Raw genomic sequence first — 24,839 nt, 5'->3', positions numbered from 1 at the left:
GTTATATTCGCGGCAGCGGTGCTGCCTTCAGCGCTCAGAGGCCCGGCAGCGGCACCCGGTAGATACCGAACTCCATATCGTCGATGGGCCCGGTGACCTCGTGGATGCGGCTGTTGGTGTAATACAGCATACCGTCGTGAATGCTGAAGGTGTCGGCCCAGCGAACCCTGTCACCTTCCACCAGCACATGTGTCTCCCCGGCTGGATCGCGGTAGAGGATTTTATGGTTTTCCAGGTCGGCGAAATACAGGTTGCCCTGCTGGTCCAGGATCATGCCATCGGGGGCGCTGGTCCTCGCCACCCTGCGGACGTGGGCGGCGGCGTCCCCACTGTCTTCCAGGTAACGGGTATCGATTGCATACAGGGTGTAACCGGTCAGGGCGTGGAAATAGAGCACCTTGTCTTTGAGGTCGAGGGCAATACCGTCACTGTGCACCGTATTGTTCCAGCGCTTACCGTCGATGGTCAGGTAGTCCTGCTCCGCCCGTGTGCTCTTGTGATCGTCCAGCACCCGATAGCTCTTCCCCTTGTCCCCATTCTCTCCCTGGGCCAGCTCGTAAACCACCAGCCCCGGGTGGTTGGAATCCGTCATGTAGATGCGGCCCGCCGCCCTATCAATGCGCAGGTCATTGATGTAGGAATCGGGGTGATAGCCGGCATTGCTGAGTAAAAGCACGCGCTCCAGTTTGTTGCTGTCCAGGTCGAGAACGAAAATGCGTGGAGCATCTACCACACCCTGGAATTTCGGGTTGCGTGTATCGAGGACATAGAGTTTGTTGTCATGGGCCACCACGGACTGCACGGCCAGGAAGCAGTCATCCCGGGCAGTGCTGTCTGCCACGCAACGGTTCATGGCGCTATTGGGGTAGGGCAGGTACTCGCCAGTGTCCCGGTCGACCTCTGCGACGGCAAAGGGCACGCCATCCCGCCAGTTCGGTGCATTGGTGAAGATCCTGCCAGCGTCGGTAACGGTGATGCCGGTTGTCTGCACTCCCTGGATGGCACTGACCTTTTCCGCCTGTGTTGGGCCCGTATCGGCGGAGTGGCCATTGGCAGTAAATAGCAGAGTAAAAATGCTGACGGTCAGCAGTCTTCTGAGTAAGCTCATCCGTGATATCTCCGGGCTGTTATAGCGGGGAATCGGTTGGGAAACTGCCTGTCATTTACGGTGGCTTGTGCGCCACTGGATGACCCGGCGACAGCTGCAGCCTGTTGAAATTACAGCATAGCGTCACCCCCGGGCAGCAAAAAGCCCTTCAAGCGCGCAAGAAAAAGGCCGGCGCAATGCCGGCCCTGTGGGGTTGCTGCCTGTCAGTCGGTCAGTGCGAGCCGCGGTAATTGACCAGTACCGCGGTGGTCCGTCCCGGAATCGAGACACTGCCGGACCGGCGATCGAAATCCACCCCGCGCAGGCGCTGGTCTGCGGAGTGCCGCTGGTGTGGGTGCAGCACGAATGGCTTGCCCTGCAGTTCCTTGCTGGAAAACGCCACCGCTTCGTCATCACCGTTGAATAGCACCAGTATCTCCTTGTGGCGGCGATCGAACCGGCCTTCCTCATCCAGCAGCTGCATGGCGATCAGTCCCGGCACCTGGTCCGGTCCCATATTCAGGAACCGCACATGCTCCACCACGGCGTCGGCATCGGGCAGGCGGAACAGCCGCGAGCTGTTGCGAATCGCCAGCTGCTCACGGAACAGTGCAATGGTGTCGAGGCGATGCTTGCGCTGCGGTGCGATATCCGGGTTGGCCAGCAGCGGCGCCATCAACGGCCACTTGTCCTCATTCTTGTCCGCGATCGGCAGGCCCACACCCCAGTTACCGCTGCTGAAACTGAAATCCAGCGCGTTGAACCAGTCACCGGAGTTGTAGCTGTCACGGTCCATGGACTTGGAGCGCAGGAATTCCTGGCCGGCATGGATAAACGGCACTCCCTGGGCAAACAGCACCAGTGAATTGCTGAAGGCCTGCATGCGTACGCGCTCGTCAATAGTGGCGCTGCTGTTGGCCTTGATCTGGATGCCGTCGAACAGGGTTTCGTTGTCGTGGGCAGCGATATAGTTGATTGACTCCTGCGGGTCGCGGGTATAGCCGGTGGGCTGGCCGTTATAGACCAGCTCCGCGCCGGTAATCACGTTGCCGTAGGAATCGATCAGCGGGAAATCCGCCAGGTTGCCGGCCAGGGAAACCCGCACCTTGTCCGCCAGCGTCAACAGGGTGGCGCGTTCGTTGTCACCACCCCCTTCGCCATTGTTAAAGCGGCCATTGGAGTCGGTGTAGAGGCCGGTACCAAAGCCCTGCTCCTCGTAGCCGCCGAAGGGGTTACCGCCGCGCACACTGTCGCGCAGCCGGTCGTTGAAGGTGCCCACACCGGTTCCGGCCATATTCGACTGGCGCGCCTGCTTGAAGCGGGCATCGTTGGCCACCTCACCGAAGTTCCAGCCCTCACCGTAGAGGTAGATGCTGCCGCCGTCGACACCGTCCCGCTGCGGGGTCAGTGCGCCCAGCGCCTCCCTGGTGTTGAGGATATTGTCCAGGCTGTGGTGGCCCATCAGGTCGAAGCGGAAACCGTCCACCTTGTAGTCTCGGGCCCACACCAGCATGGAATCGATCATCAGTTTTTCCATCATGGCGTGTTCACTGGCCGTGTTGGCGCAGCAACTGCTCATTTCCACGCCGCCGTCGCCGTTGCGGCGGTGGTAATAGCCCGGGACGATCTTGTCCAGAACCGAATTCTGGTACTGGCCAAAGGAACTGGTGTGGTTGTAAACCACATCCATTACCAGGCGCAGGCCACTCTTGCCCAGCCCCTGCACCATTTCGCGGAACTCGCGAATCCGCGCGGCGCCATCGGGCGCAGTGCTGTAGCTGCCCTCGGGCACCGTAAAGTGGAGCGGGTCGTAGCCCCAGTTGAAGCCGTCGGCATCGCGGATCGCATTGACCGCCGCCTGTTGTTCCGGGCTATCGGGCGCGTACATGCTGAGGTCCGGTGTCGCCGCCCGCTGTGAGGGATCCTCGTTGACGGTGGCAAAATCAAACGCCGGCAGCAGGTGCACATGGGTCAGGCCGGACCTGGCCAGGCGGCGCAGGTGACGCATGCCATCACTGTTGCGCTGTGCGAATGCGCTGAAAGTGCCCCGCTGCTGTTCGGCAACGGATTCATCCTCGATACTGAAATCCCGCACGTGCAGCTCATAGACGGAGATATCCTCCGGCTGTGCCAGGGCGGGCTTGCGCAGCCGGTCCCAGCCGCGGGGTTTCAGGTCGGCATCGTCCAGGTTGATTACCTGGCTCTTGCCGCTGTTGACCGACAGGCTGAGGGAGTAGGGATCCGTTACCAGGTTGGTCTCGATGTCGCGGCTGAAGTAGGAATAGACCTCAACCTCGTAGAGATAGAACTTGCGGTCCCACTCACTGCTTACCTCGGCGGTCCACACGCCGGTTTCCGGGTCGCGCTGCATGGGGACCACCATGTCCGCGGAGTCCTGGCCGGAGGTGCTGAACAGCTGCAGGTTGAGGGAGCGCGCGGAGGGGGCCCAGAGGCGGAACACAACCCGGTCATCGAGCACCTCGGCGCCGAGCTTGCCGTCGTAAGTGAAGGCGTCATCGAGAGCGCCGGGTAGCTGGATACCAGTGGCATCGCGCAGCTTGCCCTCACTGTCGTACACCGCCAGCGCCAGCTGCTTCTGCACCAGGGATTCGATCGCGGGTGCATCTGCCGGCAGGGTCAGGGCGGTGTAACCGGACAGGTGGCGGAATTTCTCCTGTGCTGCCGCGGGCAGCCCGCCGGTCTGCTGGAGTGCGACGGCACCGTCTCCGCTGACCCCATCGGCACCCAGTACCAGCCCGGCGCTGTCACTGTAATGCAGCATGACGGTGTCACCTTCCCCGATGGAGATATTCCAGGCGAAGGTCTGGCTGTCGACCCAGTGCGCCTTGTCCAGGCCCAGGTCGCCACGGGGAATGCCGTCGGTGCTGACGGTGACCTGGCGGGTACTGGTATCGAAGGCGAAATAGATCTCGTCGCCGTCAGCGTCCACAGTAAAGGGCACATTGCCGCCGTTATTGCCGTAGCTCTCGCTCCAGTTCTCGTCCAGGGCCACCTTGAACTCGTAATTGCCGGCGGGGATCTCGGTGGAGAGGAAGGTGTAGATGCCATCGCCGTCGACATCCTGCATCCAGCTGCGCAGGCAGTCCGGCTGCCAGTCGCCGGGGCAACCGAGCTCGGACTGGAAATTGCCGGCCACGGTGGCGATGGTGCTGTTGACGCTGTCGGTAATCCAGTGGGTCTCGTGATCGTAATAGAACTTAACGTCACGGGGGCTATCCAGCTGCAGCGGGATATTGCCGCCGTTGCGGATGGCGCCCTGGCCATAGTTTTCATCCCAGCTGCTGTTCAGGGCCGTCTTGTATTCGTAGTAGCCGGCGGGCAATGGAAAGCTGCCCTGCCACTTGTTGTCGGCGCTGTCGTAACCCAGCATGCTGGCGGCACACTCCGGCTGCCAGTCACCGGGGCAGCCGATGGGGCCCTGGACAGTGCCGGGGATGTTCACGGCGGCGGGGGCCGGGGTGTCACTGGCATATGCCGGCAGGCTGGTGGCCAGCACACCGGCGGTGATTGCCAGGGCCAGGTGCGCGGGGCGCGCCGGTATCGGGAGGACTCTCGTGGATCGCATAGGTGTGGTTCCTCGGGTTTATTGTTATTGAGGCTTTGTCGTTCTGGATTGAGCGGGGAGTGTCAGGAACTTCCCCCTGTCCCCATTGAACCCCACCCAAACGGCGGCCTCCTCCCACCCCCGGGGGCGGAGGTAATAAGTGGGCCCTTTTGGCGTCTCGTCCCTCTTTTCAGGTGATCGCTGTCACATAATTTTTATAAAAGTGTCACAGGGCGGAAACGGGGTCAGGGGAATATTGTTTGCGAGTAAGGCATTGCATGAATTTCTCTTTGTCTATACTCAGTCCATCTGGTTGTGGCGAGTCGAGAAAGGTGATGCACTCGCTATAGCTGGGTATAAAGGCCGGCGTTTCGCCGGCTTTTTCGTTTCCGCTTCCCCTTCAGAGTTTTTTACGCCCGGCTGCAGGCTTGCGGGCGCCGGCCCCCGGTGCTAATTTCCCACAGGTTATTCCTGTCCACACTTTGCCACGGAGGATCCCAGATGATTGTCGTTACCCTCCGCCGGGCCGTGTAGCGCCAAATCCGTTCCCCGCGCATCCGGGCTGGTGCCTGCACCTGCCTCGCGCCGCGAACCCGCGCTTCCACCCGGCGACAAGTTTCCATCGATTCGCCGGGTTTCCCCTTACCGGAAATCCGCCCGCCACCTTTTCTGGTGTGGCTGACTCGCGCCTGTGCGCAAAAACCGGGTTTACTGCAATGAGCAAATCACTGATTTCACGCCGTCCGCCGATCCGTCACGGCGGTGCTGATAATGGGCGCGCCACGGCACCATCACTTTCCCCGCTGCAACTGCTGGGATGGAAGCCTTTCTTCCAGCAACAACTGGCTCTAGAGGAGCTGGAGGCCTGTGATCCGCTTCGGGTGATGGCCGTACACCGGGACCGGCTGTTGCTGGCCGGGGAGCAGGGCGAGGAAGTCCTGGCCCTGGGCGGCACATTTTTCAACGAGCCGGCGTCCGGTGATACCAGTGGGCAGCGTGTCACCGTGGGCGACTGGCTGCTGCTGGACCGGGAGTCGCGCCGGGCGCAGCGCTGCCTGGAACGGCAGAGCCTGTTCCAGCGCATGGCGCCCGGGGGGCAGCGCACCCAGTTGATCGCAGCCAATGTGGACACTGCGGTGGTGGTGTCCTCCTGCAATCACGACTTCAACCTGTCGCGTATCGAGCGTTACCTGGCGCTGGTACGGGCCACCGGCGCGCGGCCAGTGGTGGTGCTGACAAAAGCGGACCAGTGTGACGCCCCGGGGGATTACCTGGACCGGCTGCGGGAGCTGCCCGATATCCAGGCGCTGGCACTCAATGCCACTGACCCGGACAGCGTGGAGCCATTACGGGGCTGGTGCGGAGTGGGCGAAACAGTGGCTCTTCTGGGATCCTCCGGGGTGGGCAAGTCGACCCTGCTAAATACCCTGAGCGGCGAGCAACAAGCCGCCATTGCCGCTATCCGCGAGGACGACAGCAAGGGGCGCCATACCACCCGCCACCGGGAACTCTACCCGCTACCGGGGGGCGCCCTGCTGCTGGACAGCCCGGGTATGCGGGAGCTGGGGCTCGCCGGTGTGGAGGGGGGACTCGAGGAGGCGTTTGGAGATATCGGGGTACTCGCGTCGCAGTGCCGCTTTGCCGACTGCCGGCACCAGTCGGAACCGGGCTGCGCGGTAATCGCGGCGCTGGACAGCGGCGAGCTGGACGAGCGCAGACTGCACAACTGGCGCAAGCTGGAACGGGAAGTTGCCCGTAACAACCGCACGCTGGCAGAGCAACGCGCCGGTGATAAAGCCCTGGGGCAAATGTACCGGGCGGTGCAGGGGCATGCACGCAACCGCAAGCAGCGCGGGGACTGACAGTCTGCCGGCGCAGGCTCCGGAGCCAGGCCGGCGCAGGTGCGGGCGGATACAAGATCCGCCCCTATCGGTGAATCAGGATTGTAGGGGCGAACCTTGTGTTCGCCCGGTTGCGGCGCCCTCAGATGCTGATGCCCTGCGTCGCGGCCAGCGGCCGCTCCTACGGTCGCGCGGTGGGGTTCCCGGGTGCTACGGCGACCTCCGGGGCGCCCCGGCCCTCGCAGTCGGATACAGGTGAATCGTTGGGCGTAGGGGCGAACCTTGAGTTCGCCCGGGGAGGGGACGGGCGGGATGCCCGCCCCGGGAGGTGGGTTACAGGGAAGCGGCGGCCTGCCCGGCGCTGCTCTTGGTTGTCCCGTTGTTGGCGCGCTGTGAGGCCTGGCTTTCGATCCAGGCGGTCATGCGGTTTTCCAGCACATTCAGCGGTAGGGCACCGGCACCCAGCAGGTGGTCGTGGAAGGCGCGGATATCGAAACTGTTACCCAGCTCCTCTTCCGCCGCGGCCCGCAGCTCCTTGATTTTCAGCTGGCCCAGTTTGTAGGCCAGGGCCTGGCCCGGCCACACCAGGTAGCGGTCGATCTCCACGGTGACATCGTGCCGGGGCTTGGCACTGTTATTCATGAAGTACTCGATCGCCTGCTCGCGGCTCCAGCCCAGCTGGTGCATGCCGGTGTCCACTACCAGGCGCACGGCGCGCCACATGTCATAGGTCAGGGCGCCGAAGCGGCTGTAGGGATCCTGGTACATGCCCAGGTCGTGGCCCAGGCTCTCGGAATACAGGCCCCAGCCCTCGACGAAGGCGGTGTAGCCGCCCAGCCGACGCAGTGGGTGCACACCCTCCAGTTCCTGCGCCAGGGCGATCTGCAGGTGGTGGCCGGGCATCGCCTCATGCACGGTCAGGGCTTCCATCTCCCATTTCGGGCGGCTGTCCAGCGCGTAGGTGTTGGCGAAGAAGACCCCTGCACGGCCAGCCTCGATGGAGCCGGGCATGTAATAGGCGGTGGTCTGGGATTTCTCCGAGTACTCCGGGATTCGCTTCACACCATAGGGCAGGCGCGGCAGTTTGCCGAACAGCTTCGGCAGTTCCCCGTCGATGCGCTTGGCGATATCGCGGTAGTCCCGCATCAGCGCCTCGCGGCTGGTGTGGAAGAAGCGCGGGTCGGTACGCAGGAATTCGGTGAAGGCATCGAAATCGCCCTCGAACCCGGTCTCGGCGATGATCTTCTGCATCTCGCCGCGGATACGCTTTACCTCATTGAGGCCGATGCGGTGGATCTCCGCCGGGCTCAGTGCGGTGGTGGTGTTCTCACGCACCTTGTGGGCGTACCAGCGCAGGCCGTCGGGGCGGCTGGTAAAGGCGGTGTCGGTCACCGCACCGGGGATATAGTCCCGCTCCACAAATTCCGCCATCACGCGCCAGGCCGGTGCCAGCTCGTCGCGGTAGAGGGCGTGGGCGCGCTTTTTCAGGCGCCGCTGCTGGGCGGCGGGGATGCTCGCCGGCATCTCGTTGAACGGCTTCAGCAGCGGGCTCTCGTCCGGGTTCTCCGGGATCAGGGCGCGGATCTGGTCCGGCAGGTCACGCAGGGTGATCTGCGGCGGGGTGATGTTCTGTTCCAGGCCGCGGGCCATCAGCTCCCGCGTCTGCTGTACTAGTGCCGGCAGCTTTTCCAGGCGGGTGAGGATGTTCTCGTAGTCATCGGCATTGCCCCTGGCCATGGCGTTCAGGACCCCGGGCACATTGCGCTGGATGCCGCTCATATGGGTGACCGGCAACAGGTGGTCGCGGAACTGGAAACCCTTCACCTCGGTCAGCAGGTCCTGGTACAGCAGCTGGTAATCCAGTTGCAGTTCTTCCGGCAGCGCCTCCTCGTCGAGCTGGCGGCTGGCAGCGAGCATGCGACGGGTCTGCTCCTGGCGGCGCTTGATACCGTCCAGGGACGCATCGGTCCAGCGGTCGTCGACACCGGGGTAGCCCCGGTAAGTGGCACTCGCCGGGTAGCTCTCCATGATCCAGCGGTAGCGCAGGTCCTGCAGGCCCTTCAGCTGGGCTGCGGCGCCGTCGCCGGGCAGCTCGGCAAAGGCCTCGTCGAAAGCGCGTTCTTCCATGGCTGTGGCGCCGGCCGCGGCACACAGGCCGATGGCGGCAATCAGGGATTTGCGGAAAAGAGACATGGATACCTCGTTGGGAATAGGCGGTCTTGAATAATTATTCTGCGGGGCGGCAGGGACGGCGCACTAAAACGCCGCCGCCTGGCCCTTTATGTTTTTCTCATCGAGCTGTGCCAGCCGGCGGCGGATCTGTTCTTCCATACCATCCGCGTCCAGGCCCACAGCGGCCAGCAGGTCCTTGTGCTTGCCGTGTTCGATGGTCCGGTCCGGCAGGCCCAGCTGCGCCAGTGGCACCATAGTGCCGCGCGCGTTCAGGTACTCGGCCACGGCACTGCCGGCGCCGCCGGCAATGGTGTTTTCCTCCACGGTCACCAACAGCTCGTGTCCCGCTGCCAGTTCATCGATCAGGGCCTCGTCGAGGGGCTTCACCCAGCGCATATCGGCCACGGTCGCGTCCAGGCGTGCGGCCGCTTCCAGGGCCGGGGCCAGCAGGGTACCGAAGTTCAGGATCGCCACCCGGCGACCATCGCGCACCTGGCGCCCGCGGCCAATGGGCAGGGCCTGCATGGCCTCCTCGATACGGACGCCGGTGCCGGTGCCGCGCGGATAGCGCACGGCCGCGGGCCCTTCGTGCTGGTAGGCGGTGAAGAGCAGCTGGCGGCACTCGTTCTCGTCGCTGGGCGCGGCGATCACCATATTGGGCAGGCAGCGCATGAAGGTGAGGTCGAAGCTGCCGGCGTGGGTGGGGCCGTCCTCGCCCACCAGGCCGGCGCGGTCGATGGCGAAGGTGACATCCAGGTCCTGGATTGCCACGTCGTGCACCAGCTGGTCGTAGCCGCGCTGCAGGAAGGTGGAGTAAATGGCCACTACCGGTTTCTGGCCCTCGCAGGCCAGGCCGGCGCCCAGGGTCACCGCGTGCTGTTCGGCGATGGCCACGTCGTGGAACCGGTCCGGGAAGCGCTCGGCGAACTCCACCATCCCGGAGCCCTCACACATCGCCGGGGTGATGGCGACCAGCTTCTCGTCCTGCTCGGCCATATCGCACAGCCACTGGCCGAATACCTGCTGGTACTTGGGCAGCTTGCGCTCTCCGGGCACGGCCACCTGTACCTTGGGTTCCGGCTCCAGCTTGTTCAGCGCGTGGTAGCCCACGGGGTCTTCCTCGGCGGGCCCGAAGCCCTTGCCCTTGGTGGTGACGATATGCAGCAGCTGGGGGCCGCGCTGGCTGCGCAGGTTGCGCAGGGTATGCACCAGGTCGTGGAGGTTGTGGCCGTCCAGCGGGCCCACATAGTTGAAGCCCAGCTCCTCGAACAGGGTGCCGGGGGTGATCATGCCCTTCACGTGTTCCTCGGTACGCCGGGCCAGCTGCCAGGCCTTGGGGATCACGGACAGTATCTTACGGCTGCCCTCGCGCATGCTGAGGTAGGTCTTGCTGGCGAGGATACGGGCAAAGTAGGTGGCCAGGCCGCCGACATTCTTCGAGATGGACATGCGGTTGTCATTCAGCACCACCAGCATATCGCGACCCGTGTGGGCGGCGTGGTTCAGGGCCTCGAAGGCCATGCCGGCGGTCATGGCGCCGTCGCCGATCACGGCCACTACCTTGCGCTCCTCCGGGGAGCCCAGGGCCATGCCCAGTGCCGCGCTGATCGAGGTGCTGGAGTGGCCCACGCCGAAGGTGTCGTAGGGGCTCTCGCTGCGCTTGGGGAAGCCGGACAGGCCGCCCTGCTGGCGCATGGTGTGCATCTGCTCGCGGCGACCGGTAAGGATCTTGTGGGGGTAGGTCTGGTGGCCCACATCCCACACCAGCCGGTCCTCCGGCGTGTTGTAGATGTAGTGGAGGGCAATGGTCAGCTCTACCACACCCAGGCCGGCACCGAAGTGCCCGCCACTCTGGCCGACGCTGTACAGCAGGTACTCGCGCAGCTGGGAGGCGAGCTCCGGCAGCTGGCGCTCATCGAGGGCGCGCAATTGCGCCGGCTCGTCAATGGAATCCAGCAGCGGGGTGTGCGGGCGTGTACGGGGGATTTCGTCGAACATCGAGTGTCCTGTAACTACACCAGGGCGGGCGCGGCCGCGGGGCGGCGGGGACGGGCCTGGTATCAATTGCAACCAATTCAAACAGGGGATTGTATGCCTGTGGGGGGCAGATTGCATCCCGGTTGGCGGGGGCGCCAGGGGCTTCCGGCCGGCACCGGTAGCGTCAGTGACTGCGCTGGACGATAAAGTCAGCCAGTTGCTCAAGCAGGCGGCAGTCGCCGCCCAGCCCGGCCAGGTTCTCCAGGGCCTGGCGGTGCAGCGCGGCCAGTTTGCTGCGCGCGCCCTCCAGCCCCAGCAGGGAGACATAGGTGGGTTTGTTGCGCGCGGCATCGGCACCCTGGGTTTTGCCCAGGGTGGCGGTATCGGCGGTGACATCGAGGATGTCATCCTGCACCTGGAAGGCGAGGCCGATGGCATCGGCGTAGGTGGTCACCGCATCCAGGCGCTGTTGGTCGGCGCCGGCGATCAGGGCGCCGATTCGCGCACTGGCGCGGATCAGCGCGCCGGTCTTCAGCCGGTGCATGTGTTCCAGCTGGGCCAGGCCGGGCTGCCGGTTGACCGCCGCCAGGTCGATTGCCTGGCCTGCCACCATGCCGTGGGCGCCCGACGCCCGGGCCAGCTCCTGCAATAGCTGCAGGCGCAGCTCTGCGGGTGCATCGCAGTCAGCCAGCGACTCGAAGGCGCGGGTTTGCAGGGCGTCACCGGCGAGGATGGCGGTGGCTTCATCAAACTGGATATGGCAGGTGGGGCGTCCGCGGCGCAGGTCGTCGTCGTCCATGGCCGGCAGGTCGTCATGTACCAGCGAATAGGCGTGGATGCATTCCAGCGCCGCTGCGGCGGTGTCGCACAGTTCCGGCCGGACGGCGCGGCTGTCGATGGCGGCGGCACTGGCGTAGACCAGCGCCGGGCGCAGGCGCTTGCCCGGGCCCAGGGCCGCGTAACGCATGGCCTCGTGCAGGGTCTCGGCGCCGGGTTCGGGCCGGGCCAGGACGGTGTCCAGGTGGGCCTCGACCCGCTCAGCGCACTCCTGCAGGAAAGCCTGCAGCCCGGCAGCGGATTGTGCTGGCGTGGTCACTCAGTTGCCGTCCCCGCGCTCGTCGGTGTCATCACCGGCATCGAAGGGCTGCTCGCGAACCTCCCCGTTCTCCTCCATCAGCACCTTGACCTTCTGCTCGGCGCTGGCCAGCTTCTGCTGGCATTCGCGGGTCAGCTTCACCCCGCGCTCGAAATCTGCCAGGGCGTCCTCCAGCGGCAGGTCGCCCGCTTCCAGGCGCTCCACAAGCTGTTCCAGCTCTCCCAGAGCCTGCTCAAAAGTCGCGGGTTTCTCTTTTGCTGCCATAAGCCTGTTGCCTCAGCCTGGTGGTATATTGCGCCGCGGCAACCTTAGCCGCTGCCGCGCCCACGGTCAATCTCGCTGCCCGGGGCACTCAGGTGCCCGGAGACGTCTCCGGCAGGGCATTGCCCAGGTCCTGCTCCAGTGACATCAGGTAGTGTGCCAGCGCCCGCTTTTGCGGGCGGCTGAAATCGTAATCCGGCATCGGCGGTGTCGGGGCATCGAAATAGTCCGCCAGGGAGCGCAGGGTGTATTTCCCCGACAGGTTCTCCAGCACCACCTGCTCGGCATGGCATTGCGCACAATTGTGCCGCTGGTAGAGTTCGGCGCCGCGCTGGGCGGCGTCGCTGTCGATGGCTACCGGCTTGGGCGGGGCCTGGACCCGCGGCGCACCGCCGGCAGCGGTGACGGCTTCCCGCTGCTGGCCCCGGGTGACCCGGTAGATGGCCCCGGCGTAGTCGTCGGAGATGTAAATATTACCGGCTGCATCCTCGGCAATGGCCACCGGGCGGCCGTAGACCTCGTCCCGGTCCGGCCCCAGGAAGCCCCAGAGAAAGTCCCGCTGGCGAATCTCGCCACTGTCGTCCCAGTGCAGGGACACCACCTTGTAGCCATCTTTTACCGAGCGGTTCCAGGAGTCGTGCAGGGCCACCAGTGCCGCATCGCGGTATTCCCCGGGCTGGGCCGGGCTGCGCAGGAACCGGATGCCCAGCGGTGCATTGTGGGCCGGGAAGTTGTGCACCGGGGTGCGGGAGGCGGCGATCTTCTCCCGGATCGCGGCGCTGGCGTCGACGCCCAGGTCCGGGTCGGGTACCCGGTCGCCGTTGGCGTAGGGCCAGCCGTAGAAAGCGCCTTTCTCCACCAGGTTCAGTTCACAGGGCGGGAAATCATCACCGAGCCAGTCGCGGCCGTTGTCGGTGGCGTAGAGGGCGCCGTCGACCGGTGACCAGTCGAAACCGACGCTGTTGCGCAGGCCGGTGGCAAAAATTTCCAGCCCGCTGCCATCGGGGCGGAAGCGCATGATGGTGGCGCGCTGCGGGTCTTCTTCTTCGCACACATTGCAGGTGGAGCCGCTGCTCAGGTACAGCCAGCCGTCCGGGCCCATGCCGAGGGTCTTGGTCCAGTGGTTGCCACTGTCACCGAGGCCGGTGACGATGCGCTGGTAGCTGCCCGCCAGCCGCCCGTCGGAGTGATCGAAGGCCACCCGGCCCACGGCGTCGCTCTCGGCGATATAGAGCCAGTCCTCGTGCAGTAGCAGCCCGTGGGGGCGATTCAGGTCCTCGATCAGGATACGGCGTTCGTCGCTGCGCCCGTCGCGATCCTGGTCCGCGTGCAGCAGGGAGACCTGGCCGCGCTTGGGCTGGGAGACAATGATGTCGCCGCGGCGGGTCACCGCCAGCCAGCGCGCATTGGGCAGGTCGTCGGCAAACAGGTTGACGCGGTAGCCCTCCGCAGCGCGCAGCTGGCGCTGGACAGTCTGCTCATCGGTATCGCCGCCACCGGTCAGTTGTTTCCACGGGATATCCACGCCCGGGGTCAGGAATAACAGGGCCGCGAGTCCTGCGACCAGCGCAGCGACAAAAGTTAGCGCGTATTTCAACAAGTTGGTTATGCCTTTTCTTGATATTGTAATCGTTTGTAATAGAGTAACGCCCGGAGCAACGCTTCACGAAGCGGCTCTCCATACCTCCAGCCCCGGAATTCTCCCCATGGCTGTCGGGCCCGCGCCCGCCACGTGCGATATCTCATACGCTTGTGAGATATCTCGCACATGAAAATCAGCCGATCTCCCCTGTTAAATTTTCCCGCCCTGTCCATAATGTAATTGCAAGGACGCGAAAGGGACTGACCACAGCGGCAAGGGAACACGGAAAGGTGAGCCGCTCCGCCCACGGAATTGGGCACCATCCTGTGAGACGCACCGTTCGGGCGGGAAGCCCGAGCGGTGTTTTTAATTTGGGCGCCTGGTTTTTTTCACCGGGTGCCGCCGCAACTCGGTGCAGCGCCCAGGGAAAGTGACACCATCCGCATTAGTGTCGCCACTGTCATCCTGCGGCTTTCCTGTCTGGAAATTGAAACAATATTCCGCTTTAATCTCAACGAACCGGCCATTTTTTGATGCGGCCGGCGGAGGGTGAAGCATTCAGTAATTTAGTGCCAGAAACGTCCGCCATTCCTGTAGCCTCCTATATCCGGGCGGGCTCTCTCTCCCTCACTGTCGATTTTCAGCTAAAGCCCCGCCGGCTCGCCCGCGGGGCTTTTTGCTTTTTGCATTCTGTTGTTTTTGGCGCCCCGGTTGCGGGGGTCCCGGTGTCTTCAATCGGTTTTGGGTCGAATGGTGGAGTGGGGGTGTCATGATGGAAGCGAGAATCCTGCGTCTCAATCTTGCCGGGCAGCCGCTGGAGTGGCTGAACTGGCAGGAGGCCGCATGCCTTTATGTGCGCGAGCTGGTGACCTGGTCCCTGGGTGGCGTGGTGCAGCGGGTGCACGGTGGTATTAACCGCTTTGGCGAGCGCTCCAGCCTCGACCTGTCGGCGATCATCGCCTGTGGCGGCGAGCGCATGGCGCGCCCGCGCCGGCGCCCGCCACTCACCAATCGCGCGCTTTTCTACCGCGATCGCCATACCTGCCTCTACTGCGGCAGTGAGTTTCGCACCGGCGAACTGACCCGCGACCATGTGCACCCGGTGTCCCGGGGCGGTCGCGATGTGTGGGAGAACGTGGTCACCGCCTGCCGCCGCTGTAACCAGCACAAGGGCAACCGGCTGCTGGAGGATATCGAGCTGGACCTGCTGGCACTGCCGTTCTGCCCCAACGCCGCCGAGTACCTGGCACTGATCAACAGCGAGCGGATCCGCGGCGACCAGATGGAATTCCTGCGCGGGCAGTTTTCCAGTGGGCGCAAGGAAGGCTGGCTGGTTTAACGGAATTGTATTCGGCGGGTGATTCGGGCGGACACAAGGTCCGCCCCTACGGTCATTGGCGTTCTTCCCGGGGCACGTGGATGCCGGCCCGCGCCGGTGAGCCGGCCCAACGGAATGACGACCAGGTGGAATTCCTGCGGGTGCGGTTTTCCAGTGGGCGCAAGGAGGGCTGGCTGGTTTAACGGAATTGGATTCGGCGGGTGATTCGGGCGGACACGAGGTCCGCCCCTACGGGTACTGTGGTTGTTCCCGGCGCTTAATCACGTAGGGGCGGACCTTGTGTCCGCCCGGCCGGTAATCAGGACGCGGTGGCCGCTTTGATCAGGCCGTGCAGGTACTCGCCAAAATCGTGGCCGGCGTTTTCCATCATCTTCGGGAACATGGAAATCGGCGTCATGCCCGGGAAGGTATTCACCTCGTTCAGGTAGATATCGCCGTCGTCGGTGAGGAAGAAGTCGATGCGCGACAGGTCTTTCAGCTGCAGGCCGGTAAACGCCTTGCGGGAGGCCGCCTGGATCCAGCCCAGCTGTGCGTCGCTCAGGCCCTGTGCCTCCACATGGGTCACCGCCCGGCTGCCTTCGGCATACTTCTCCTCGTAGCTGTAGAAGGTGTCTGACGGCGCGCAGACCTCCCCGGGCGGCGTGACCACCAGCTTGCCTCCGTGGGTATAGGCCGCCACTTCCAGCTCACGCACCTTCAGGCACTTTTCCACCAGCACATAGGGCGACAACCCGAAGGCCTGTTCCAGTGCCTCCGCCAGTTCGTCCGCAGAGGTGACCTTGTAACAGCCCACCGACGAGCCCTGGTTGGACGCCTTGACGAAAATCTCCCCCCACTTCTCCAGTGCCATGGTGGCCTTGGCCACTTCCTCGGCATCGTTGCTGCACAGGAACTGGTAGGGGGTATTGTCGATCCCCAGTGCCGTCAGCCACAGCTTGGCGCTGATCTTGTTGAAGCAGGTCTTGCTGGCCTCGGGGCCACAGCCGAAGTAGGGGATGCCATAGAGCTCCAGCATCGACTGGAGGTCGCCGGTTTCCCCGGGATAGCCGTGGATGGCGGGAATCACGTAGTGGATTTCCGTGTCGTTGTCGCCGTCACCACCGCGCAGGTGGCGGTCCTGGCCCAGCTGGAAGACGCGCCCGGCAGTGTCCGCCAGGCGACCGTTGCCGTCCATCTCCACCGGGATAATGTTCAGGTCGTCGAATGCCTGCAGCTGGCGCTGGATAAATTCAGCGGTGCGCACCGACACTTCGTGTTCGCTGCCACCGCCACCGCATATCAGCAGGGTATTGATCATCGTTGTGGTCCCTGTTCCGCCCGGGTATCTCCCGCCCTCAGGGCGCGGTCAGCACCCGGGCGCACTGTTCCGGCATGGGCCGGGGTTTCTCCTTCGGTGCCGGCTCTTCCGGTGCCCGCAGCAGCGCGTAAAACTCGTCGCTGAACCACCAGTCCAGGTCGCTGCCGCAGGGCTCGCCGCGGGGTGGGCGCTGCGGCTTGCAGTCGGCTTCGCCGTCGGGGCATGCCAGCCGCACATGGAAATGGTAATTGTGGCCCCACCAGGGGCGCACCTTGCGCAGCCACTCGTTGTCGGAGCCGGCGCTGTCACACATTTTGCGCTTGATGGTGGGGTGGACAAAAATCCGCTCCACCCGTTCATCTTCCGCCGCTATCCGCAGGATAGACGGAATTCGCTCGTCCCAGTTTTTCTCGATCAGGCGATGCTGCTCGGTGTCGGCCATGGGGATGGCGGAGATATTGTCGCGCTCCCAGGCGGTGAGTGGCCGTTCCCCGGCACGCCTGTCCTGTGAGTACCAGATGTCGATGTCCAGGCCCACCTGGTGGCTGCGATGGCCGGAGGAAAAGGGCCCGCCGCGGGCCATGGACATATCGCCGATCTGCAGGCGGCCCAGGTCCTGCCGGGCCACCCGGCGGGAAAAGTCCTCCAGGAAGCTTACCGTCTCGGGATGGCCGTAGTGGCGGTCGCGACCGGTGCGCACCAGCTGGAAGCCCTCGCCGCGCAGGGGCATCTGCCGGGCGCCACTGAGGCAGCCATTGGTGTAGGTGCCGATACTGGCCGGGGACAGGCTGGCGGGTTGCCCCACCTCTTCCCAGGGATTGCCGCCGGCGGGACCGGCAGCCGCGGGGCCGGCGGCCGCGATGGCGGCGCCGAGCAACAGGGATGCCATTTTTCTGGTAAACATAAGCGCTCTACTGCTGACTCCAGAGCACATTATAGAGGCTCCGGTTATTGCGTCTGTGACTTGTCTTGTGTCGCCTGGATTTCCCGGCAGGCCTCCAGCAGCGCATCCATTTCGGCGTCGGTGCCGATGCTGATACGCAGGTAATCGCCGATGCGCGGCTTGTTGAAATAGCGCACCAGGATCTGCCGCTCGCGCAGCTGCAGGTACAGGGTTTCGGCGTCGATCGCGCGCGGGCGCGCCAGGACAAAATTGGCCAGCGACGGTACCACCTCGAAGTCGAGGGCCGCCAGGTCGGTGGTCACCCGCTCGCGGGTGGCGATGACCTTGGCACTGGTCTCCCGCAGCCAGGCGCTGTCGCCGATGGCCGCGGCGGCCAGGCGCTGGGCGACGCTGTCGATGGGGTAGGAGTTGAAGGAATTCTTGGTGCGCTGCAGCCCCTCCACCAGGTGCGGCTGCCCCAGTGCGTAGCCCAGGCGCAGGCCCGCCAGCGCGTGGGACTTGGACAGGGTGCGGATCACCAGCAGGTTGGGGTAGCGGTCGATCAGCTGTGCGGCGCTGTCGCCGCCGAAATCGATATAGGCCTCGTCGATCGCCACCACCCGTTCCGGCTGCAGCTGCAGCAGCTGCTCGATCTCCTCCAGGGGCAGGAAGCGGCCGGTGGGGGCGTTGGGATTGGGCAGGATCACCCCCGCCGCCGGGCCGGCATAATCCTCCACCGCAATACTGAAATCCTCCCGCAGTGCCGGCCGCCGGTGCGGGATGTCATACAGCTGGCAGTACACGGGGTAGAAGCTGTAGGTGATATCCGGGAACAGTAGCGGCTCGTCGGCGCCGCGGCGGAAGAAACTGTAAAAGGCGTGGGCCAACACCTCGTCGGAGCCGTTGCCCACGAACACCTGCGCCGGGTCCAGGCCTTCCTGCGCGGCGATGGCGGCGCAGAGCTCGGTGGATTCCGGGTCCGGGTAGCGGCGCAGGGCATCGGGCAACTGCGGGTCCGCCAGCACCTCCATGGCCCGGGCCGAGGGCGGGTAGGGGTTCTCGTTGGTGTTCAGCTTTACCAGCCGGGTGCCGCGGGGCTGTTCCCCGGGGACATAGGGTTCGAGTGCGGCCAGCGCCGGGCTCCAGAATGGATTGTTCATGCCTGCTCCTCCATGCCGGTTTCGTCAGCGCGTTCCTGCGGGGACTCCCCGTCGGTTGCCGGGGTTTCTTCCGGCGCCTGGTCCCCTGAGCCGCTGCCGGTCTCTTCCTCGGGAATCTCGATATCGTAGAGGCCGGAAGACTCGGCCAGGAACTCCTGCATGGGTTGCGGCTCGCGCAGCAGCAGGTCCTCGTACTTGAGGGTGGTGGATATCTGCGGGACACCGCTGAACTCGGCCATGCCGGCGATGTCCTCCGCCAGCCCCAGGCCCAGGAAGCCCAGTGGCAGCAGCAGCGATACCGCCCAGCGCCAGCCGCGGGAGATATTCAGCGCCAGGTAGCAGGCGCACCACAGCATGGTGGGCAGGATGATAGCCAGCACTGCAAAGTTCAGCAGCGGCATGGTCTTGCCGATGGCAAAATTGAAGTCCAGCAGGCCGCGAAACCATTCCCAGCTGGTGTAGGCCAGCGCCCCCAGCGCGGCGATTGACAGGTGGGCAAAGAAGCGGGTGTCGTGGCGCACCACGCGGCCGATAAACGCCCAGGCACCGGCGTACACCAGCAGGCCCACCAGGCTGCCGATGGCCAGGTTGATGACCGCGGTCCATTCCAGCCTACCGGCAAAATTCAGGTAGGCCAGCAGCAGCGTCAGCGCCGCCACCACCGCCAGCAGGCTGATGGCCTTGGCCGGGTGCGACAGCCGCTCGAGGATGCCCTCGAGGGAATGCAGGGGCACCGCGGGCGGCACCGCCGACTCCGAGTGGCTGATACGCAGGTGGGTGCGGCCCACCTGGATTTCGTCGCCGGACTCGATCAGGCGCCGGTCCACGTCCTCGCTCTTGATCGAGCTGTCGTACATATTGCGCACCAGCTGGGTGCCGTTGACGCTGTCCAGGTCGTGCAGCACAAAGCCGCCGTCCTCATCGCGCACGATCTCCGCATGGGCGGGGTCCGCGTGCACATCCTCGATAATCACGTCATTGCCGTAGCCGCGGCCCAGGGTCAGGCGCTCGCCGTCCATGCGGTAGCGCGCCTGCACATGGCGGGCGCGGTTCAGCTCCTCAATAATCAGTGCCATTGGATCTCGCTCGTAAACTTCTCGGTAAACGCCTCGGCGGATTCCCGGGTAAACCCGGACAGGGTGAAATGGCTCACCAGCGCGTTGTTCTTGCGGTCGACACTCAGGCTCAGGTAGAAGATGTCGTAGAGGTCGGGGAAATCCTTGTATCGGCGCACGCAGTAACTGGTGCGGGCGATCACCGGCGGCTTGTTGCTCTCGGCCTTGGGTACGCCCGGCTGGCGGTCGCGGGGCTGGGCCGTGAATGACTGCTTGCAGTTGAAGTTGGTGACATCCTCCTCGCCGGCGTCGTTGCCGGGGAAGAAGGTGCTCATCTGGCGCTCGTATTCACTGTAGAAACGCGCCGGCAGCAGGTCGTCGGCCTCGAACCAGAAGAATTCGTACTCCACCCGGCCGGTGTTGAAGTCGTCGGCGAGGAATACCACATCCTGGCCGGTGCAGCCCTTGTCGATGCGCTTGACCGGGTTGTCCTCGTCTTCCTCGGTGTTGCCCCAGCACTGGATGGCGGGAATGATCTCGCCCACCACCCTGGCCTCGCCCAGGGCACGCTTTTTCCACTCGGCGCTGAGGATGGCGTCAATAATGCGTTGCTGGTTCGCCTTGAGCTGCTGGGCGGTCACCTCATGCAGGTCGACGGAGTTGCCCTGCTTGCGGTAGTGGGACAGCAGCCGGGATAGTTTCCCCACCGGCACCAGGAAGCTGACCTGGTTGCCCGCCGTGGCCACGTTGATGCCCACCACCTCTCCGCGGGTATTGATGGCGGGGCCGCCACTCATGCCCGGGTTGATGGAGCCGGCAAAGTGGATGCGATCGTAAAAGCTGCCGGTGGCAATACCGTTATAGGTGCCGGGAATCAGGGTCATGCCCAGGTCCAGCGGGTTGCCCAGGGAGACGATGGTCTCGCCCCGTTTCGGCGTGTCGCTGGCCAGCTGCAGGTAGGACTTGCCGGGTTGCTCCAGGCGCAGGATCGCCAGGTCGTTGATCACGTCGATATCCAGCAGCTTGAGGCCGCCCTTGTCGCCGTCCACCGAGACAAACTCCAGCAGGTACTTGTCCGGGTCGCTGACCGCTTCCGCTACCACGTGGTAGTTGGTGGCCAGCAGGCCGTCGGCGGAAATCTGGAAGGCGGAGCCGATGGCGGCCTTGGAGTTGGATGATTTCTCGATCAGGCGGATCTGGTACAGCGTGTCGCGATAATCACTGTAAAGCTTCTCGTAGCTCTGCGCCGCGGCGAAACCGGAAAAACAGCACAACAGCAGGATCAATAGGCGCATGCAAAATGTGGACATTATGTCTGATTAAATTATGGGCAGAAGGCCGTGGATATTACGGAATATAAGATAGTGCAACAAACGGCGCCGCGTTGCACTTCCTGCGGTCAATAAGTTGACTGGCGCGGCTGCGGCGAACGTCGTTGGGTTGCCGTCATGTCACTGGCCGGCAGCCGAAGTTACCGCAGGATTCGCCCGGAAAGGCGGGTCTTTTGCCTTGCGGGGCGGACCTCGTGTCCGCCCGGACCGGCCGTGTCTCCGTGGATACAGGGCGGACACAAGGTCCGCCCCTACGGTTACGTGTGATTTCGCAGCGCTCGACCCGGTGTCGCCGTATAAAACTGGTGGGAAAACGGCCGTTTTTTTTTAAGAGCCAGGAAAAACACCACCCCGTAGGGGCGGACCTGGTGTCCGCCCGGTCCGCCGCGTCTCCGTGGATACAGGGCGGACACAAGGTCCGCTCCTACGGTTTTACGTAATTCCCCACGCCCCTCTACGAGGGCGCAGGGTTCGCCCCCTTGATACGAAAGAGGGCGCCCAGCCGGTGTGCAACCGTTCATGTAATTGCCTGTAATTCCCTGTGATCGACCTGTAATCCCGCGATCCGTAGAGTGGCTCTCAGGGTTCAGGGGCACATCTCCATTGCAGTGTGTGCGGGCAGGATGCCCATGCCCTGACCGCAGTATCCGATGGACCGGAGGCCGGGGAGACCCGGCACGGTACGGAAACCTATTCAGCGCAAGCTGGATCGTCAGGCCGGCCCCGGCTTTCACAGAGCCTTGGAGTGCCGGGGTTTGGGGAAGGGCCTGACGGGGGCAAGGAGGCTCCATTTCGCTCTTGATAGTGTTGTTGTAACCGTCGATGGCTGGGACCATCATTCGGACCGGCAGTAACCTGGTTGCTGCCGGTTTTTTTTATCTGTCACACTCGAAATGTGATGGAGTTCCGGTGCGGGTTGCGATTATTCTATGGGGCGCTGCACGAGTGTGGGCAGGGGTGAAAGCACCACACCGCGCGGTTTTAGGGGATGGCGCTGCGGGAAGTCCGGGCCACAGGTGACCTCAAGGGATTCCGGAACCGGGATCCCGCGGCCATTTGGATGAAATAAGAATACAGGAATTGGAAATGGAAAATTCAGAGATCAAGTGCGCGGACCTGAAAACCCTGGAATGGAACTTTCCGGAACAGGGACGGAAAATCGACCTGGTGCTGAAACCGATGCCGGCCAAGAATGGCGTGCCGCAGTACTGGCAGCTGAACGAGGCGGGCAACCTCGACCCGTCAGAGGCGTTCGGCAATATGGACTTCAAGATCAAGAGTGGACAGGGTGCACTGACCCTCAATGTGACCCTGGACAGCTCCGAGTTCGGTATTGACGACCTGCAGTTTATGGATTTCGAGAGCTGCAAGCAGCTGGACGGGATTATCCCCCTGAGCCCGGATTTCCGTCACCAGTTCCGTACCCGTGTGAAAAATAACAGTGGCGGCAAGGAGCTGAAGATCAAGATCTGGGATGTTGAGGAAGTTGCGGACGATTTCTCCTTCCTGTGGTTTTGCTACAGCCCTTCGCTGAATGTGCACTTTGTATCAGGTGACCCCAACGCTCTGATTGATCCGCTTTAATCAGTCACAGATAGCGGAAGAAACTTCTTCTGATGTCTCGGGTTGGGTGCAGAGTTGCTGGAACGCCGGCAGGTTAAACCACTCTGCACTCATTCCCTGCTCTAGTAGCTGCTCCATATAATAGTTTGCTGAGCGCCATTCTCCTGCCAGAGAGTAAACTTGTACGGCATTGTATTTTATGTCGGTGTCTTCAGGGGCTTCCCGAAGCAGATTCATGGTTAATGCGATTGATGAGGAGGTTTGGTTCAAATTGGCTTGAGCGATAGCCTGATACATTCGTGATTCCAAGTCATCTTTCCTTTCAGTTAATTGCAGTAGCTGCATGAAAGACGCTTTGGCACTATCTGCGTTATTGAGCATCAGGTGTGTCTCGGCGATTTGCCCGATTGTGGGGATGTTGTTCGGTGCCCTGGATAGTACTTGCTGGAAGGTTTGCAATGCATCTGTGTATTTCTGCTGTAAGAAATAAACACTCCCAAGATTGGACTTCGTCCGCCAGCTGCGTAGCTCCTCCGGGATGGCCGTGATGGCTGCTTCCGCTTCTGGCAGGTTGCCACCCTCCAGTTCGATTACCCCCAGAAGTGAATAGGAGGACCAATGTTCCGGATAGCTATCAGTCAGTCGCTCGAGTGTTGAACGCGCAGCACTATAGTCGCCGCTTGCAGTCTGGTTGATGGCAATTAGATACAGATTATCGGCCGAAGGGTTGAGTTGAGCTGCTTCTATTGCCTCCTGCAGACCATCCTCATACTTTCCGCTTCGGTAAAAATAACGGGCCCGTCTGTTTCTCAGTTCGGCGATCGGATAATTCGATGATTCCAGCTTGGAAGAGAGGGCTTCAAACTGCTCCTGATAATCCCCCAGGCTGTAAAGGAAAAGCTTGAGTTCATCGACAGTGGTTTCCTCGATCCCGAACTCTTTTGCCTCATTGAGTTTCGATAAAGCCGAGTCGAGGTAGAGTTTGTCCCCTGTGAGCACGTGTAGTATTGCGGAGACATTGACTAGCGTGTGATAGACCATCCTGCTTTCCGGGTGGATACTACGCAGTCGATTGAGGGTGGCCAGGTCTTCCTCCGCTACATCCTTGCTGTCCAGGCGGCTGACGATATCGAGGTAATCGGTGTAGTCCGACTGTGACATCAGTACCTGTTGGCTGGCAGACTTGGCATAGCCATCAGGGAATAGCGCTGCTGCACTATTCCCGATTCTATACTCCGCCTCCTGCCGCTTATCCACCAGAAACGCAAACCCCGCCTGCTCCTTTACCACCTCATCCGCTGGCCCAATCCGCTGCAGTTCAATCTCACACCGCACCCGTGCACATTCCAGCCGCGCAAACAGCGCATCGGTGACGCCCTTGTCCCGCAATGCCTGCAGCTGGGCATCAAAGTCCTGCCCGTCTTTCGGGGTAAAACTCACCAGTGCACTGGCCTTCAGCTGCGAGACCGAGTTCATCAGTGCCTGGCGCACCATGGTTGCGGTGAGGGATCTGGCGTTGTCCTCGCCGCGCACTTCGCCATGGATCTCCACCGGCATCACGGCGATATATTGCGGTTCCAGGCGGGTGGCGTATTCCCAGCCGAGGTAGCCGGCGACGGTGAAGGCGCCCAGGGCGGCGGCATAGCCGAGCCGTTTGTACAGCTTGCGGCGCTGGCTGGGGGGCTTGCGCAGCAGGGCGGTGACGGTGGCGGAGAATTCGTCGCTGTCGGTGTCGGCGGCCTGGTGCTGGTGCAGGAAGGCCAGCGCCTCGTAGACCTGCTGGGCGGATTCCGGGCGTGCCCCGGGCTGCTTGGCCAGCAGGCGGTCGAGCAGGGCGGCCAGGGGCTCCGGCAGTTCGGGGCTGGCCTGCTGCGGCGGGATATGCGGTTCGTGAATTACCTTGTGGGCCAGTGCCAGGCTGCCGCCGTCGCCCTTGTCGAACGGGCGGGCGTTGCACAGCAGCTGGTAGGCGATGGCGCCCAGGCTGAACAGGTCGCTGCGCGGGCACAGGGGCTGGCCCTGCAGTTGCTCCGGGGACATGGCGTCCACGGTGCCGGCCACATGGTCCTCGCGGGTGATATCGGTACTTTCCTGCTGCAGCGACTTGGCGATGCCAAAATCGGTGATCTTGGCAGTGACCCCGCCGGTGCCGATGGCCAGCAGAATATTGTCCGGCTTCAGGTCGCGGTGGACGATGCCCAGGCTGTGGGCCTCGGACAGACCGCGGCAGATCTGCATCAGCAGGTCCAGCTTCTCCCGCAGGGTGGGGGTGCGCTCGCGCATCCATTCCTTGAGGGTGGTGCCCTCCACGTACTCCATTACCAGCGCGATATCGCCATCGCGCTCGATCACGTCGTACAGCTGGACAATATTGGGGTGGTTGAGCTGGGCCAGCAGGCGGGCCTCGGAGCGGATGCGGGCGCCGGCGGACTCGGTGGTGGCGTCGGCGCGCAGCTGCTTGATGGCCACCGGGCGGTGCAGCTGGGTGTCGCGGGCCAGGTACACCACGCCCATACCGCCGGCGCCGAGCGCGCGCTCGACCCGGTAGCGACCGAGCAGGGACTGTGGTGGTTCGGCGATTTCCATGGCCATTTATTCTTGTTGGAGACGACAGGTCCGTTACATCTCCG

The 24,839-nt window shown here is 63.4% G+C and carries 16 protein-coding genes; 3 read left to right on the top strand and 13 right to left on the bottom strand.

The annotated features are described in order from the left end of the window. Positions 1 to 34: 34 nt before the first annotated feature. Both ACH6CX_RS09060 and pulA read right to left on the bottom strand, forming a co-directional pair. On the bottom strand, positions 35 to 1,108 hold the full coding sequence (locus ACH6CX_RS09060) for an L-dopachrome tautomerase-related protein (protein ID WP_396675330.1): 1,074 nt from the start codon (positions 1,106 to 1,108) through the stop codon (positions 35 to 37). Between the two features lie 211 nt (positions 1,109 to 1,319). Further along, positions 1,320 to 4,673, bottom strand: a complete 3,354-nt coding sequence (gene pulA / locus ACH6CX_RS09055) for a pullulanase-type alpha-1,6-glucosidase (RefSeq protein ID WP_396675329.1) — start codon at positions 4,671 to 4,673, stop codon at positions 1,320 to 1,322. 695 nt (positions 4,674 to 5,368) lie between these two features. Between pulA and rsgA the strand changes: the two genes are divergently transcribed. Continuing rightward, positions 5,369 to 6,514, top strand: a complete 1,146-nt coding sequence (rsgA, locus tag ACH6CX_RS09050; protein ID WP_396675328.1) for a ribosome small subunit-dependent GTPase A — start codon at positions 5,369 to 5,371, stop codon at positions 6,512 to 6,514. A 312-nt stretch (positions 6,515 to 6,826) separates the two neighbouring features. Here the strand turns inward: rsgA and ACH6CX_RS09045 are convergent, their stop codons facing one another. From ACH6CX_RS09045 to ACH6CX_RS09025, 5 genes are all read right to left on the bottom strand, one after another. Then, positions 6,827 to 8,686, bottom strand: a complete 1,860-nt coding sequence (locus ACH6CX_RS09045) for a DUF885 domain-containing protein (RefSeq protein ID WP_396675327.1) — start codon at positions 8,684 to 8,686, stop codon at positions 6,827 to 6,829. 63 nt (positions 8,687 to 8,749) lie between these two features. Continuing rightward, positions 8,750 to 10,663, bottom strand: a complete 1,914-nt coding sequence (gene dxs / locus ACH6CX_RS09040) for a 1-deoxy-D-xylulose-5-phosphate synthase (RefSeq protein WP_396675326.1) — start codon at positions 10,661 to 10,663, stop codon at positions 8,750 to 8,752. 163 nt (positions 10,664 to 10,826) lie between these two features. After that, positions 10,827 to 11,738 carry a farnesyl diphosphate synthase gene (locus ACH6CX_RS09035; RefSeq protein WP_237062699.1) on the bottom strand — a complete coding sequence of 304 codons (912 nt, stop codon included), beginning with the start codon at positions 11,736 to 11,738 and terminating at the stop codon, positions 10,827 to 10,829. Further along, a complete protein-coding gene (xseB, locus tag ACH6CX_RS09030) occupies positions 11,739 to 12,002 on the bottom strand; it encodes an exodeoxyribonuclease VII small subunit (RefSeq protein WP_233006328.1) in 264 nt (87 codons plus the stop codon). An 88-nt stretch (positions 12,003 to 12,090) separates the two neighbouring features. Then, a complete protein-coding gene (locus ACH6CX_RS09025; protein WP_396675325.1) occupies positions 12,091 to 13,596 on the bottom strand; it encodes a PQQ-dependent sugar dehydrogenase in 1,506 nt (501 codons plus the stop codon). 757 nt (positions 13,597 to 14,353) lie between these two features. Between ACH6CX_RS09025 and ACH6CX_RS09020 the strand changes: the two genes are divergently transcribed. After that, positions 14,354 to 14,920 (top strand): HNH endonuclease, encoded by a 567-nt coding sequence (locus ACH6CX_RS09020; protein ID WP_233006694.1) that lies wholly within the window; start codon positions 14,354 to 14,356, stop codon positions 14,918 to 14,920. 298 nt (positions 14,921 to 15,218) lie between these two features. On the opposite strand, the gene ACH6CX_RS09015 is transcribed toward ACH6CX_RS09020, so the two are convergent. The 5 genes from ACH6CX_RS09015 to ACH6CX_RS08995 are packed head-to-tail and all read right to left on the bottom strand — an operon-like array spanning position 15,219 to position 20,625. Then, complete coding sequence (locus tag ACH6CX_RS09015) at positions 15,219 to 16,217, bottom strand: D-alanine--D-alanine ligase (protein WP_396675324.1); 999 nt, start codon at positions 16,215 to 16,217, stop codon at positions 15,219 to 15,221. 37 nt (positions 16,218 to 16,254) lie between these two features. Further along, entirely contained in the window at positions 16,255 to 17,121 is an 867-nt protein-coding gene (gene mepA, locus ACH6CX_RS09010) for a penicillin-insensitive murein endopeptidase (protein ID WP_233006325.1), read from the bottom strand. A gap of 44 nt (positions 17,122 to 17,165) precedes the next feature. Then, a complete protein-coding gene (hisC, locus tag ACH6CX_RS09005; RefSeq protein ID WP_233006324.1) occupies positions 17,166 to 18,260 on the bottom strand; it encodes a histidinol-phosphate transaminase in 1,095 nt (364 codons plus the stop codon). Continuing rightward, complete coding sequence (locus ACH6CX_RS09000; protein ID WP_233006323.1) at positions 18,257 to 19,336, bottom strand: FHA domain-containing protein; 1,080 nt, start codon at positions 19,334 to 19,336, stop codon at positions 18,257 to 18,259. Before ACH6CX_RS09000 ends, hisC begins: the two co-directional genes overlap by 4 nt. After that, the gene (locus ACH6CX_RS08995; RefSeq protein WP_396675323.1) at positions 19,327 to 20,625 is read right to left on the bottom strand and encodes a S1C family serine protease; all 1,299 of its coding nucleotides are present in this window, start codon (positions 20,623 to 20,625) and stop codon (positions 19,327 to 19,329) included. Before ACH6CX_RS08995 ends, ACH6CX_RS09000 begins: the two co-directional genes overlap by 10 nt. Positions 20,626 to 21,732: 1,107 nt before the next feature. Here ACH6CX_RS08995 and ACH6CX_RS08990 point away from each other — a divergent pair. Further along, positions 21,733 to 22,230, top strand: coding sequence for a hypothetical protein (locus tag ACH6CX_RS08990; protein ID WP_233006321.1), 498 nt, complete (start codon positions 21,733 to 21,735; stop codon positions 22,228 to 22,230). Here the strand turns inward: ACH6CX_RS08990 and ACH6CX_RS08985 are convergent, their stop codons facing one another. Beyond that, entirely contained in the window at positions 22,231 to 24,795 is a 2,565-nt protein-coding gene (locus tag ACH6CX_RS08985) for a serine/threonine-protein kinase (protein WP_233006320.1), read from the bottom strand. Positions 24,796 to 24,839: the final 44 nt, after the last annotated feature.

Origin of the sequence: Microbulbifer sp. JSM ZJ756, assembly GCF_044383805.1 — a bacterium.
In the GTDB taxonomy this organism is placed as follows: domain Bacteria; phylum Pseudomonadota; class Gammaproteobacteria; order Pseudomonadales; family Cellvibrionaceae; genus Microbulbifer; species Microbulbifer zhoushanensis.
The sequence above is the reverse complement of the archived record's forward strand: the minus strand, read 5'-3'. Positions and strand labels throughout refer to the sequence as shown.

Bases quoted from the DNA above. Each gene is read 5' to 3' on its own strand.
- ACH6CX_RS09060 (WP_396675330.1), bottom strand. From the start codon at position 1,108: ATGAGCTTACTCAGAAGACTGCTGACCGTCAGCATTTTTACTCTGCTA.
- pulA (WP_396675329.1), bottom strand. From the start codon at position 4,673: ATGCGATCCACGAGAGTCCTCCCGATACCGGCGCGCCCCGCGCACCTG.
- rsgA (WP_396675328.1), top strand. From the start codon at position 5,369: ATGAGCAAATCACTGATTTCACGCCGTCCGCCGATCCGTCACGGCGGT.
- ACH6CX_RS09045 (WP_396675327.1), bottom strand. From the start codon at position 8,686: ATGTCTCTTTTCCGCAAATCCCTGATTGCCGCCATCGGCCTGTGTGCC.
- dxs (WP_396675326.1), bottom strand. From the start codon at position 10,663: ATGTTCGACGAAATCCCCCGTACACGCCCGCACACCCCGCTGCTGGAT.
- xseB (WP_233006328.1), bottom strand. From the start codon at position 12,002: ATGGCAGCAAAAGAGAAACCCGCGACTTTTGAGCAGGCTCTGGGAGAG.
- ACH6CX_RS09020 (WP_233006694.1), top strand. From the start codon at position 14,354: ATGGAAGCGAGAATCCTGCGTCTCAATCTTGCCGGGCAGCCGCTGGAG.
- ACH6CX_RS09015 (WP_396675324.1), bottom strand. From the start codon at position 16,217: ATGATCAATACCCTGCTGATATGCGGTGGCGGTGGCAGCGAACACGAA.
- mepA (WP_233006325.1), bottom strand. From the start codon at position 17,121: ATGTTTACCAGAAAAATGGCATCCCTGTTGCTCGGCGCCGCCATCGCG.
- hisC (WP_233006324.1), bottom strand. From the start codon at position 18,260: ATGAACAATCCATTCTGGAGCCCGGCGCTGGCCGCACTCGAACCCTAT.
- ACH6CX_RS09000 (WP_233006323.1), bottom strand. From the start codon at position 19,336: ATGGCACTGATTATTGAGGAGCTGAACCGCGCCCGCCATGTGCAGGCG.
- ACH6CX_RS08995 (WP_396675323.1), bottom strand. From the start codon at position 20,625: ATGTCCACATTTTGCATGCGCCTATTGATCCTGCTGTTGTGCTGTTTT.
- ACH6CX_RS08990 (WP_233006321.1), top strand. From the start codon at position 21,733: ATGGAAAATTCAGAGATCAAGTGCGCGGACCTGAAAACCCTGGAATGG.
- ACH6CX_RS08985 (WP_233006320.1), bottom strand. From the start codon at position 24,795: ATGGAAATCGCCGAACCACCACAGTCCCTGCTCGGTCGCTACCGGGTC.